The following is a 12,643-nucleotide window of genomic DNA, read 5'->3' on the forward strand; positions in this document are numbered from 1 at the left end:
TAAATCTTATTCAATAGAGGGGCAAATACCCGTTTATTTTTAATTTTATAAATTTGCGTAAAATCGTTTTTTTCAGTCAGTGTTAATGCTCTAACATACGATATTTTTCGCGCAAACGGTTACGAATAGAAACCGCTGTCATATTCAAAGCAACAATAATCGTTACGAGCAATAATGCTGTGGCATATACCAAAGGTCTTGCTGCTTCAACGTTAGGGCTTTGGAAACCTACATCATAAATGTGGAAGCCTAAGTGCATAAACTTACGATCTAAATGTAAAAACGGGAAGTTACCATCAAGCGGTAAATTCGGCGCCATTTTTACTACACCCACTAACATAAGCGGTGCTACTTCACCTGCAGCACGTGCAATGGCTAATATTATGCCGGTCATAATGGCTGGGCTAGCAATCGGTAAAATAATACGCCATAAAGTTTCAGCTTTAGTTGCGCCTAGCGCCAAGCTACCGTGGCGCATAGCAGAAGGAATTCGAGAAAGTCCTTCTTCAGTTGATACAATAACTACAGGTAAGGTTAAAATCGCTAAGGTAAGTGCTGACCACATAACTCCAGGCGTACCAAATGTAGGGCTTGGAAGAGTTTCAGCATAAAACAATTGGTCTAAGCTGCCCCCAACCATATAAACGAAAAAGCCTAAGCCAAATACACCATAAACAATTGAAGGTACACCCGCCAAGTTAATCACGGCTATGCGCAAGAGCTTAGTTAACGCATTATTACCTGCATATTCATGTAAATAAATAGCGGCAACTACACCTAATGGCGATACAATAACTGTCATCAACAATACCATTAATACCGTACCAAATATTGCAGGAAATACCCCGCCCTCGGTATTTGCTTCGCGTGGGTCATCAACAATAAAGGCGGCGATTTGGCTGAAAAATAATTTCATTTTACCAAACACACTCAATTTATTATTAAACGTTATGTGTAAAACATCTTCGAAGTTAATCGTAACTTTTTGCCCGTCCATAGCACGAACCACAATTTGGTCGCGCGATACTTTCTTACGCAATGCCATTAACTGTTTTTCAAGTACTTGGTATTCAGCTTTTAAATTCGCAACTTCAACTTTAAATTCTTGTTCTAATTCAGCGGTCAGTGTTTCATCAAGCCTATGTTTGCGCTCTTTTAAACGTGTGCGTTCAATTTGATAATTAATTGCGCCAATATCAGTCTTTTGTAAAGCTTCTATTTCTGTTTGAAAATCGCTGACACGCTCTACAAGCTCGGCCATTTTCTGCTGACCAACAACCTCGCCATCTAAAATAATATCTTCGATATAGCCATAGAAATTACCGTTAGTTCTACGCTCAATAACTACCAGTTCTTCAGGTAAAGAGGTTTTGTTAATTTGCGGTACTAAAATCCAACGAAAATCTAAACTAACCAGTTCACGGTTGCCGGTTTTAATTAATAATCTCTCGATTGTTTCTGCCGACTCATCGATATCAAGATTTAAATGTACTAACTGAGCCGTTGGTATACTTTCTCTATCGTAAATTTCACCGATAACCGTTAAAGGCTTGCCTTGTTCATCAGTCATATCAAACTGATAAATATCTGCTGGCCAGAAATAACTTAAACCGCGTGAAGCAATTAACCACAATAAACCTAAAACCGATATCAGGCTGATGCTTACACCACCTGCTGACAACCACACCCAAGGCGAGCCAGACTTAAACCAATTATTCATACTATCTAGCCTTCCTTACATTGAGCTATATTTTTCACGCAAACGCTGACGTATAAACTCAGCAAGCGTGTTGAATACAAACGTAAATACAAATAAAACAAATGCTGCCAAGAATAGAATTCGATAATGCGAACTCCCTACTTCTGACTCCGGCATTTCAACAGCAATATTTGCTGCTAGCGTGCGCATACCTTGGAAAATACTCCAATCAAGAATTGGCGTATTACCCGTGGCCATTAATACAATCATGGTTTCACCTACAGCGCGCCCTAGCCCCATCATTACCGCAGAAAATATACCTGGGCTTGCGGTAAGTAGTACCACTTTAATTAGGGTTTGCCATTGAGTAGCACCTAAGGCTAAAGAGCCGCTAGTTAAGTGCTTAGGCACACTAAATATGGCATCTTCTGCCATAGAGAATATTGTTGGAATAACCGCAAATCCCATGGCAATACCCACTACAAGGGCATTACGTTGGTCAAAATCTATACCTAAATCATTGGTAATATATTGTCTAATATCACCACCAAATATATGTAACTCAAGCACTGGTGATAATGCGAACGCAGCATAAGCAGCAATAAGAATCGCAGGAATTAATATAATAGGCGCCCATGTTTCAGGAATGCGTGTTTTAGTTTCACGCGGTAACTTATGCCATGTAAACGCGGTTATAAATACAGAGGCAGGAATAAATATTAATAATAAAATAATCGCAGGTAGATAAATCTCAATGATTGGCGCGAGCCAAAGTCCAGCTAAAAATCCTAATATTACAGTCGGTAATGCTTCCATCATTTCAATGGTTGGCTTAACTTTTCTGCGCATACCTGGGGTCATAAAATATGCTGTGTAAATTGCGGCAGTTAGCGCAATTGGTACAGCAAATATCATTGCATATGTAGCCGCTTTAATCGTACCAAAAGAAATAGGAACTAAAGAGAATTTACCTTCAAAATCATCAGAGCCTGAAGTTGATTGCCAAATAAACTCGGGTTCAGGATAACCTTCATACCAAACTTCTTGCCATAGTGCTTGCCAAGTAACTTCTGGGTGTTCATTTTCAACTGAATAAAGTGCTAGCTTGTCACCTAAAAACAACACTAATCCATCAGCACGAGGCGCAATAGCAAATGCTTGAGCATCGCCCTGATGTAATTTACCACGCCATAAGTCAGCTTCACTAGTGGTGTAAAACATACCCATTTCACCGGATGGTGTTTGGGTATAAAAACTTTTGCGAAATTGTTCGGTGTAAATAGCACTAACAGGTTCGTTGTCACTAACATTAAAACGACGAATTTCTTTAAATTCTCGTCCTTGATCTGTTGCCACTTCAAACCATTGACTTACTGAACCATTATCATCGCCAAGTAAAATAGAACTACCACCTGATAATAAAGCCATCGAGGTAATATGATACGGTTGCGATTTATTTTGAGAAAGCTGTGGGATAATGGTGGCTTTTAATTCAGCCTCTTCATCGTCCAATGAAAATACCGCAACTTGATCACCTTGGCGAACAAATACCATCGCTAAATCTGGCGATACTAAGATATCGTTTATTGCTTTAGCTGTATAATCGACTTCTTCATATTCGGCATCAAAGGCGGTGTCATAACTGAAATCGTCTTCTGCTGATAAGGTTGTTTTAAGTAAGCGTTTGTCTTCGGTAAAACCAACAAAAACTGCCCTTTCATCATCCATAGCAAACGAGAGCTTAGTAAAAGCAGCGCCTTGTTCGTCAAGAGGTAAAAAGTCTTCACCTAGTGGATAACGAATACTTGGAACAATCACTCGTTCGCCGCTGTCAAAGTTCGCAAAAAAATGTGGAACAACAAGTCTAACGTTACCTGCACTATCAAGTAACAACTTCTTTTCTTGACCGACATTAACGAGTTGCTTGATATAAATACCGTCATCAGTTAATTGCTCTGACAATATTTTATCGCCGGCTTTATAACCGCCGCCATCAACTAATTGGTAAAAATTAATAAAGCCCTGCTCAGTAATGCTATAAGCAACTTCTTTAAGCTCGTCAACACCGGTTGCAAGTACATTACTTTGCTCAGTAATAACAAATTGTGCCGTAGGCTCAACTTTTGCAGATTCAAAAATAGGTTTTATCACATAAAGTAAATACATGAATATTAAAACTAAAGTAAATAAAACACTGATACCGCCCAAGGTGATCATCCATTTTGCTAATGAATTTTTCACTTTGCGATAGTTTGCTGATTTAGAAGCAATGGCCACTTAAAAATACCTTTAACTATAATGATTTTTATAACTGAAGTGATTATAAAACACTAACATGACAGTTTTGTGACAAAGCGTTATTAGCGAAAAATTGGTACTTAAAGAGACTAAAACAACAATTCACTGGTTATTAATAGCTTATGTTATGCTGATTATATAAGGTAAATATGCTCCGCTATTATGAGTTCGAAACAGGCCAAACATAAGTTAAAAAGGTGAAAGCATGAACGTTAGTCAAATAATGCAAAAAGATTTAATAACGCTTGATATGGATGACACGTTAGACGATGCAAAAAAGTTGTTTGAAACACATACCATGCATCATATTTTGATAAAAAATGAATCGACACTAGCCGGCGTAATAACCGACCGAGACTTATGGCAAAACCTTAGCCCAACGGTTGGTACCCGAAACGAAACGCCACAAGATAGTTTTTCGATGAATAAAAAAGTGCATTTAATCATGTCTCGAGAGCTTATCACTGCCACTGAAGAAACAAGCCTTACTGAAGCGGTATTGTTATTCCATGATCATAGAATATCGTGCTTGCCTATTATCAATGAAAAACAACAAGCTATTGGTATTGTTACTTGGCGCGATATTATTAAGCTTATTGCAATCCAATACCGTCAAAAGTTGAAGCAGGCTTAACTGCGCTAAATAATGCGCAGATTAAGCTTTCATACTAAAGATAAAAAATTAAATAAAGGCCTACGAACTACAAGATAACATTGAGCAACCCGCTTTATTTTTCGCCCAATCCGGACGTTTTTCAGCAAATTGATCATATTCTGGTTGTTCATCATATGGGTTTTCCAAAACCTTTTGTAATTGCTTTAACAAGGTATAGTCTTGCTTTTCAGCTAAATCGATAGCTTGTTGTGCCAAGTAATTACGTAAAACATATTTAGGATTTACTTCATTCATCGCTTTGCTGATTTCAGCTCGATGCTTATTGCTGTTATCACGCAATTGGCTATAACGTTCAAGCCAATTAAATAAAACGCTTTTATAGTCAGCTGTTATTTCATTTTCATTATAAAAACATGCCATCAAATGTGATAACCAATATGATTTATCATCGGGTAAATCAGCTAAACGACGATAGAAAATGGTCATATCGGTTTCAATCATCATCAATAGATTTTCAAGATCAACAAACAAACTGCGCTCTAGTGAGTTCGCCCCTTCCGTAAATGCATCAACAGGTAGTTCGATACCGAGTTTAGCCGCCATCATAGTTTGCCATTGTTGTTGATAGTTTTTAGCGAAGTTATTTAGTGCTTTTTCTAAAGGCTCAGCATCGGTGATTAATGGGAATATGGCATTCGCTAACTGAAATAAATTCCATTGTGCTATTTCGGCCTGCACACCAAAGCGATACCGCTTACCATTTGCATCTGTCGTGTTAGGGGTCCAATTTAAGTCAAAATTGTCAATCCAACCATAAGGACCGTAATCAATCGTTTCACCAATGATCGACATATTGTCGGTATTCATTACCCCGTGAACAAATCCCACACGCATCCAATCAACAACTAGCTTACATGTTCTGTCACACACTTCATTAAACCATGCTAAATAAACCTCAGTGCATGGCGCACCTAAATGCGGAAAGTCACGTTCGATAACATAATCAACCAGTTGAGTTAGCAAACTTAAATCTTTTCTTGACGAAGGTAACTGGAAACTGCCAAAACGAATAAATGATGACGAAACACGACAAACCACAGCACCAGGCTCTGCCTTAGCGTGTCCGTCATAGAACATATCTCTAACTACGCTATCCCCCGTAAGCGATAAACTTAACGCTCGGGTTGTGGCAACACCTAAATGAAACATAGCTTCTGAACAAAGAAATTCTCGCACCGATGAACGTAAAACAGCAAAGCCGTCAGCCGAACGGGAATATGGTGTAGGCCCAGCTCCTTTTAGTTGCAAGGTTTTGTGACCGTTTCTAGGAGTCATTATTTCAGAAAGGTTAATGGCTCGCCCATCACCTAATTGTCCAGCCCAATGACCAAATTGATGCCCGCCATAACACATAGCGAACGGCTGCATATTTTCTAACAAACCATTGCCCGAAAATAACTGTAAAAATTCAGATGAGCTTACTTGTTCTTCACTCAAACCTATTTGCTCTGCAACAAGTTCACTGTTGGCAATTAATGTTGGCATTGCTGTTTTTTTAGGCGTAACAAAAGAATAAGCTGACATAACTTGTCGTGGGTAATTTTCTGCAATTTCATCAGCAGCAAAGGTGGTAGTGAATTTATTATCTAAGGTAAATTTAATAGCAGACAAAGCATGAGTACTCTTTATTTAGCAAGATGGCTAGTATCAACTCAACAAACATTGAATTCAACTATAAGCACAATATATTACACTTGAAAACTTAAGGTTTATAAATTTTAATTAAAGACAGTGTCTGTGTAAGCGTAATTATAATGTGGCAATAAAGTTTTACTTAAAATACCCTTTAGTAAATGCTGAATACATTACCTATCGATAGGTATTTAAATTATCATTTGCAATTTTGTATAATAAAGTAGATATTAATTAGCTGTCTGAAAACTTCAGGGGAAGTGTATTTTTCATGACGAGTCACTAATTGTTAACAGCCTGTAAATTAAGTGTCGAAAGGAAATCGAGAAAGGTTAAAATAGCAATGGTGGAATATATTTATGTCAGATAAAAATAATAATACAAAGACGTTATCACAACAAATTTCTGTAATGTCTAAAGTACTCGATAATATTGGTTCATACGTTTTTAGCAAAGATTTAAGCGGTAAATATACTTATGCTAATGCTAACGTTGAAGTTTTATTTCAAAAGCCAGCTGAATATATTATCGGCAAAGACGATTCTCATTTCTTTGATTTAGATATACTTGACGATCTTATAGAAAGTGATCAGCAAGTGATGAAAGAAAACATTACTTTAACAATCGAAGAAGACACTGTTATTAAATCAACAGGGAAAATTCATACCTATAGAACCGTTAAAAGCCCGCTTTACAATGATAACCATGAAGTTATAGGCCTTTCCGGAATATCCACAGATATCACAGAACAAAAAGCGCTCGAAGCAGATAATCAAAATAAAAAGCATTTGCTTGACGTTGTATTAAATAATGTTGATGCTTACATATATATGAAAGATGCTAATCGTCGCTACAGGTATGTCAACAGCCGTGTAGCTGATCTTATCGGCCTGCCCGCAGAAGATATTATTGGGAAATTCGATCATGACGTTGTTCCACCTAAGTATGTAGCAGATTTTTGGAAAAGTGATAAAGCTGTTTTTGATAAAAATCAAAAAGTAGTGATGAATGAAAAATTAAAAGGGCCAGACAATAAAGTTCATCATTACCTGAGCACAAAAGTACCTTTTCAGTTAAAAGGTGATCTACAAACCATGATAGCTTTCTCTACTGATGTAACTGAGCTATACCAACTAAAAGAAAAATTTGAACAACTCGCAAATACAGACGAATTAACCGGAATTTATAATCGCCGATATTTCTTTGAAAATGCTCATAGAGAATTTAAGCGAGCTAGAAGGTATCAGCAACCATTAGCCGTTATTTCTTTAGATGTTGATCATTTCAAGTCGGTAAATGATCATTATGGCCACCCTATTGGCGATCAGGTTTTAATAAAAATTGCTCAGTTAATTTCTCCAACCATAAGAGCCGAAGATATCTTTGCTCGCATCGGTGGAGAAGAGTTTTCAATATTACTCCCCAATATTTCCACAACCGATAGTTTACATGCAGCAGAAAGACTACGTGAATTATTAGATAACAATAAAATTAAAGTGAACAGCCTCGAATTACCCATTAAGATTAGTTTAGGTGTGTCTGTGCTAAAAGCAACCGATAACGACTTCCAAGCTCTTTACTCTCGCTCTGACATGGCATTATATAAAGCCAAGTCGCATGGTCGAAACCATGTATATTTAATGGATTAAAGCTCTTTCATTAATATCAATAAAGTATAAATTTCGCTGCAAATCAACCATAAAACCTCATTGCCAACATGGTAGCTATTAACCTAGAATAGCTACCATACTAATCCTGCTTCAAAAGGTTTTCCATGGCACAACCATTACCAGATAAATTCATCATGTCGATGAACCGCGTTTCTAAAGTCGTTCCACCTAAACGCACTATATTAAAAGACATTTCTCTTTCATTTTTCCCCGGAGCAAAAATTGGTGTACTTGGCCTCAATGGCTCTGGTAAATCAACTTTACTGCGAATTATGGCTGGCCTTGATACCGAGTTTGAAGGTGAAGCAAAAGCGCTTGCAGGTACTAATATTGGCTACTTGCCACAAGAACCAGTATTAGATGAAACAAAAACTGTTCGCGAAATTGTAGAAGAAGCGGTTTCTGAAGTTAAAAGTGCTATGGCACGTTTAGACCAAGTTTACGCTGAGTACGCTGAGCCTGAAGCCGACTTTGACGCTTTAGCCAAAGAACAAGGCCAGTTAGAAGATATTATTAACAGCCACGACGGACATAATATTGACAACGTGCTTGAACGTGCCGCTGACGCTTTACGTTTACCTGATTGGGAACAAAAAATTGCAGTATTAAGTGGTGGTGAACGTCGCCGAGTTGCGCTTTGTCGTTTGTTATTACAAAAACCTGACATGCTACTACTTGATGAGCCAACCAACCATTTAGATGCAGAATCTGTTGCTTGGTTAGAGCGATTTTTACATGACTACGCGGGCACTGTTGTAGCAATTACCCATGATAGATATTTCTTAGACAATGTAGCAGGCTGGATTTTAGAGCTTGATAGAGGCCACGGCATTCCTTACGAAGGCAATTACTCTTCATGGTTAGAGCAAAAAAATGCTCGTCTTGAGCAAGAAAGCAAAAGTGAAAGTGCATTACAAAAAACCATAAAGCAAGAACTTGAATGGGTTCGCTCAAACCCTAAAGCCCGTCAATCAAAAAGCAAAGCCCGTATGGCGCGTTTTGAAGAGCTTAACAGTCAAGATCATCAAAAACGTAATGAAACAAACGAATTGTATATTCCATCAGGCCCACGTTTAGGTGATAAAGTGGTAGACGTTAATAACGTCACTAAGTCTTTTGGCGATAGAGTACTTATTGATAATTTAAGCTTTAGCGTACCTAAAGGCGCTATCGTAGGTATTATTGGGCCAAACGGTGCAGGTAAATCTACTTTATTTAAAATAATGTCAGGTGCCGAGCAACCAGATTCAGGTAATGTAGAGCTTGGAGATACGGTAAAACTTGCCAGCGTTGATCAGTTCCGTGATGACATGGACAACAGCAAAACTGTTTATCAAGAAATATCTCAAGGCCATGAAATTTTGCACATTGGTACATTCGAAATACCTAGTCGTGCTTACGTAAGCCGTTTTAATTTTAAAGGCAATGATCAGCAAAAAATTATTGGTGACTTATCTGGCGGTGAACGTAACCGTGTGCATTTAGCTAAATTAGTGCAAACAGGTGGCAATGTATTATTACTCGATGAACCAACCAACGACTTAGATGTTGAAACCTTACGTGCACTAGAAGAGGCACTTTTAGAGTTTCCAGGCTGTGCTATGGTTATTTCTCATGACCGCTGGTTCCTAGATCGTATCGCCACACATATACTCGACTACCGTGATGAAGGCCAAATCAACTTCTATGAAGGTAACTACACTGAATACGAAGAATGGATGAAGAAAACCTATGGCGCCGAGGCGACTCAACCACACCGTATAAAGTATAAAAAAATTGGTTAGCTAATATATAACCACCTAGTTAACAATAAGATAAAGGCAGCTTAATGTATTAATTAAGGTGCCTTTTTGCTAAAAGCGAGCTATGCTGAAGAAACCACTTTGTCATAAATACTGCTCATGAACAATAGACGTCAATTTACCCGAATACTTTTTTCAATGCAGGCTGAACTAGCCATTAGCGAACACTGTTTACCTGTGAATATCATAGATCTATCTTTAAACGGCGCGTTACTTTGTGCAGACACTCAGGAAGTGGTATTTTCAAATAAAATGGGTTTACTGTCATTTAAATTACATCAAGCTGAAGAAAAAATCCAAATGAACGTTGTTGTTGTTCACCAAGAAAAAAATAATATTCGGGTACAGTGCAGTGGTATTGACATCGATAGTGTCAGCTCATTACGTCGATTAATTGAACTTAATCTCGCTGACGAAGAACAATTCAATAAAGAGCTTTCAAAACTTGGCCGAACTTAATTATCTTTAACACTTAATACATTTTCAAAGGACTTATCATGAACCATCTTATAATCTCATTTATGACCGCAGATCGCCCCGGTATAGTTAAAGTTTTATCTGATTTAATTTCTGAACATAGCGCTAACTGGGAAAAATCTAGTTTACATCAAATATCGGGCGTTTTCGCCGGTGTTGTGGAAATTGCAGTACCCGTTGAAAATTCAACAGATTTAGCAGATAAACTGGCTGAACTACCTGGCTTTAAAATGCAAATTGAACATGTTCAACAGCAAGATTCAGCTTCTGAAAGCATTTTTGTTCTAGAATTAACAGCAAATGATAGATCAGGCATAGTGCAAGAGATTTCATCAATTATCCATCATCACGGTGGTAACTTACTAAAATTAGTCAGTACACAAGAAATTGCACCGCATGCTGGTCATGAATTATTTAAAGCAAAAATTACGGTTTCAGCAGAAAAAAGTACAATAGATACCATGATTGATGCGCTTGAAAATTTAGCTGACGACTTGATGGTAGATATTTCTCGCTAAAGTAGCTGAATTAAGCGAGTAAACCTACATTTAGGTTTGTTCGCTTTACAATTTGAACAACCCAATTTGAATGCCTATCTAGATTACTTTACGCTAGATAATCTACGGCTTGTTTGCAAGCCACCTTGCTAGGCACTTGAATTTAATAAAAAACTTTTTAACTTCCACCGTACACGAAAAACTATCTCCGCCTTTATTAATTAACGATTTCCAAAGAATGGTTAATTAAATACCTCTAAACTAATATCCCTTAAATGCTATCTGCAAAGTAGAATCTGTAAAGTAATAATACATGATTGTAAAGTTGAAGCTGCACTCATCGAGAATAATGGTACATATTCGTATCTTCTGTTTCATTCATACTGAATGAAAATCAGTCGTTAAATACAGGAAAGTATTTTCAAATATAAATAAACGTTAATCAGGCAATAACTAACCATTAAGATTAAGCATAATGCAGAAATTTAATTATAGGATAGTGTAAAAGGTAAGCCATAGAGCAATGCACCTGAGATCAAACAGCCCATAACATATGGTTACATCAATTTAAAATTTTGCTTTTATATTAAAAAAGCCCACAACCATTGCGGGTTGTGGGCTATCTTTTTTTAAATATAACGTTAGTTGTTATAAACCTAACTTTTTAAACTCTTTTTCTACTACTGAAGCTGGTAGTGGGATATAACCGTCTTTTTCAACGATGGTTTGTCCTGATTTTGACAATACCATTTTCAAAAATTCAGCTTCCATTGGCGCTAACGGCTTATTTGGGTGCTTGTTAACGTAAACATATAAGAAGCGTGAAAGCGGATATGTTTTAGAAACAGCATTTTCCATGTTAGCTTCGATAAATTTACCGCCTTTTTTCGATAAAGGTAAAGCTCTAACACCTGAAGTTTTATAACCAATACCTGAGTAACCAATACCGTTTAATGAGGCAGATACTGACTGTACAACAGAAGCTGAACCTGGTTGCTCATTCACACTATTTTTAAAATCACCTTTACATAAGGCTTTCTTTTTAAAGTAACCATATGTGCCCGATACTGAGTTACGACCGTATAACTGAACATCTTTACCTGTCCAATCGCCAGTTAAACCAAGGTCGCCCCAGCGATCTACATCTTTTTCTGCGCCACATTTACGATTACTTGAAAAAATAGCGTCTACTTGATCAATGCGTAAACCTTCAATCGGGTTATCTTTATGAACAAAAACAGCTAAGGCGTCAATGGCAACACGAACTGCCGTAGGCTTGTAGCCGTAACGCTTCTCAAAGGCTTCAATTTCACGCGATTTCATCTTACGGCTCATAGGTCCAAGGTTAGATGTTGCTTCAGTTAACGCTGGAGGAGCTGTAGATGAACCTGCTGCTTGAATTTGCACGTTTACATTAGGGTAAGTGCGTTTAAACTCTTCAGCCCAAAATGTCATCATATTTGCTAGTGTATCAGAACCAACAGACGATACATTGCCTGAAACACCACTTACTTTTTTATAAACTGGTAAATCACTATCAACTGCAAATGCAGAAAAATTGATAAGGGTAGATAAACCAATAACGCCTAAGGTACGCTTTAAACTCATGTTACTCTCCGATGAGATATATAATTAATTTGAGTACACTATAGAAAGTGAATATGACAATAATAAGTAAAGTTTGTGACACTTGTATGACAAGCATTAAAAATTTTTTCTGGTAACTTTTTTACCATAAAAGATTAATTTATTTTTATGACTAATGCTAAATTTAAGCACTGTTAAGTAAAGTTAAGTGCTAAAGTTAAAAAATATTATGCTTCTTCAATTAAGAAGGCGTTTAAAATAGGAGCCAAATTGAACAGAATAGTGCAGTTAACTTAAACCTTTAA

General features: G+C 37.2%; 9 protein-coding genes. 5 read left to right on the forward strand and 4 right to left on the reverse strand.

Features of this window, described 5'->3' with window-relative positions:
• Positions 1-82: 82 nt before the first annotated feature.
• Both pstA and AC27H3_RS00945 read right to left on the reverse strand, forming a co-directional pair.
• A complete protein-coding gene (gene pstA, locus AC27H3_RS00940; RefSeq protein ID WP_487102969.1) occupies positions 83-1,720 on the reverse strand; it encodes a phosphate ABC transporter permease PstA in 1,638 nt (545 codons plus the stop codon).
• Between the two features lie 15 nt (positions 1,721-1,735).
• Positions 1,736-3,916, reverse strand: a complete 2,181-nt coding sequence (locus AC27H3_RS00945; protein WP_487103521.1) for an ABC transporter permease subunit — start codon at positions 3,914-3,916, stop codon at positions 1,736-1,738.
• A 286-nt stretch (positions 3,917-4,202) separates the two neighbouring features.
• On the opposite strand from AC27H3_RS00945, the gene AC27H3_RS00950 reads away from it, so the two are divergent.
• A complete protein-coding gene (locus AC27H3_RS00950) occupies positions 4,203-4,631 on the forward strand; it encodes a CBS domain-containing protein (RefSeq protein ID WP_487102970.1) in 429 nt (142 codons plus the stop codon).
• A gap of 60 nt (positions 4,632-4,691) precedes the next feature.
• Here the strand turns inward: AC27H3_RS00950 and AC27H3_RS00955 are convergent, their stop codons facing one another.
• Positions 4,692-6,284, reverse strand: a complete 1,593-nt coding sequence (locus tag AC27H3_RS00955; protein ID WP_487102971.1) for a protein adenylyltransferase SelO — start codon at positions 6,282-6,284, stop codon at positions 4,692-4,694.
• Positions 6,285-6,664: 380 nt separating this feature from the next.
• On the opposite strand from AC27H3_RS00955, the gene AC27H3_RS00960 reads away from it, so the two are divergent.
• From AC27H3_RS00960 to AC27H3_RS00975, 4 genes are all read left to right on the forward strand, one after another.
• The gene (locus tag AC27H3_RS00960) at positions 6,665-7,954 is read left to right on the forward strand and encodes a sensor domain-containing diguanylate cyclase (RefSeq protein ID WP_487102972.1); all 1,290 of its coding nucleotides are present in this window, start codon (positions 6,665-6,667) and stop codon (positions 7,952-7,954) included.
• Between the two features lie 125 nt (positions 7,955-8,079).
• Positions 8,080-9,759, forward strand: a complete 1,680-nt coding sequence (gene ettA, locus AC27H3_RS00965; protein ID WP_487102973.1) for an energy-dependent translational throttle protein EttA — start codon at positions 8,080-8,082, stop codon at positions 9,757-9,759.
• Between the two features lie 117 nt (positions 9,760-9,876).
• Positions 9,877-10,236 (forward strand): PilZ domain-containing protein, encoded by a 360-nt coding sequence (locus tag AC27H3_RS00970; RefSeq protein WP_487102974.1) that lies wholly within the window; start codon positions 9,877-9,879, stop codon positions 10,234-10,236.
• Positions 10,237-10,274: 38 nt separating this feature from the next.
• Positions 10,275-10,772, forward strand: a complete 498-nt coding sequence (locus AC27H3_RS00975) for a glycine cleavage system transcriptional repressor (RefSeq protein WP_487102975.1) — start codon at positions 10,275-10,277, stop codon at positions 10,770-10,772.
• Between the two features lie 627 nt (positions 10,773-11,399).
• Here AC27H3_RS00975 and AC27H3_RS00980 read toward each other — a convergent pair.
• Positions 11,400-12,359 carry a PstS family phosphate ABC transporter substrate-binding protein gene (locus tag AC27H3_RS00980; protein ID WP_487102977.1) on the reverse strand — a complete coding sequence of 320 codons (960 nt, stop codon included), beginning with the start codon at positions 12,357-12,359 and terminating at the stop codon, positions 11,400-11,402.
• Positions 12,360-12,643: the final 284 nt, after the last annotated feature.

Source organism: Colwellia sp. NW0002-52-1 (assembly GCF_057550865.1).

Coding starts and splice junctions, on each gene's coding strand:
- pstA (WP_487102969.1), bottom strand. CDS start 1,720: ATGAATAATTGGTTTAAGTCTGGCTCGCCTTGGGTGTGGTTGTCAGCA.
- AC27H3_RS00945 (WP_487103521.1), bottom strand. CDS start 3,916: ATGATCACCTTGGGCGGTATCAGTGTTTTATTTACTTTAGTTTTAATA.
- AC27H3_RS00950 (WP_487102970.1), top strand. CDS start 4,203: ATGAACGTTAGTCAAATAATGCAAAAAGATTTAATAACGCTTGATATG.
- AC27H3_RS00960 (WP_487102972.1), top strand. CDS start 6,665: ATGTCAGATAAAAATAATAATACAAAGACGTTATCACAACAAATTTCT.
- ettA (WP_487102973.1), top strand. CDS start 8,080: ATGGCACAACCATTACCAGATAAATTCATCATGTCGATGAACCGCGTT.
- AC27H3_RS00970 (WP_487102974.1), top strand. CDS start 9,877: ATGAACAATAGACGTCAATTTACCCGAATACTTTTTTCAATGCAGGCT.
- AC27H3_RS00975 (WP_487102975.1), top strand. CDS start 10,275: ATGAACCATCTTATAATCTCATTTATGACCGCAGATCGCCCCGGTATA.
- AC27H3_RS00980 (WP_487102977.1), bottom strand. CDS start 12,359: ATGAGTTTAAAGCGTACCTTAGGCGTTATTGGTTTATCTACCCTTATC.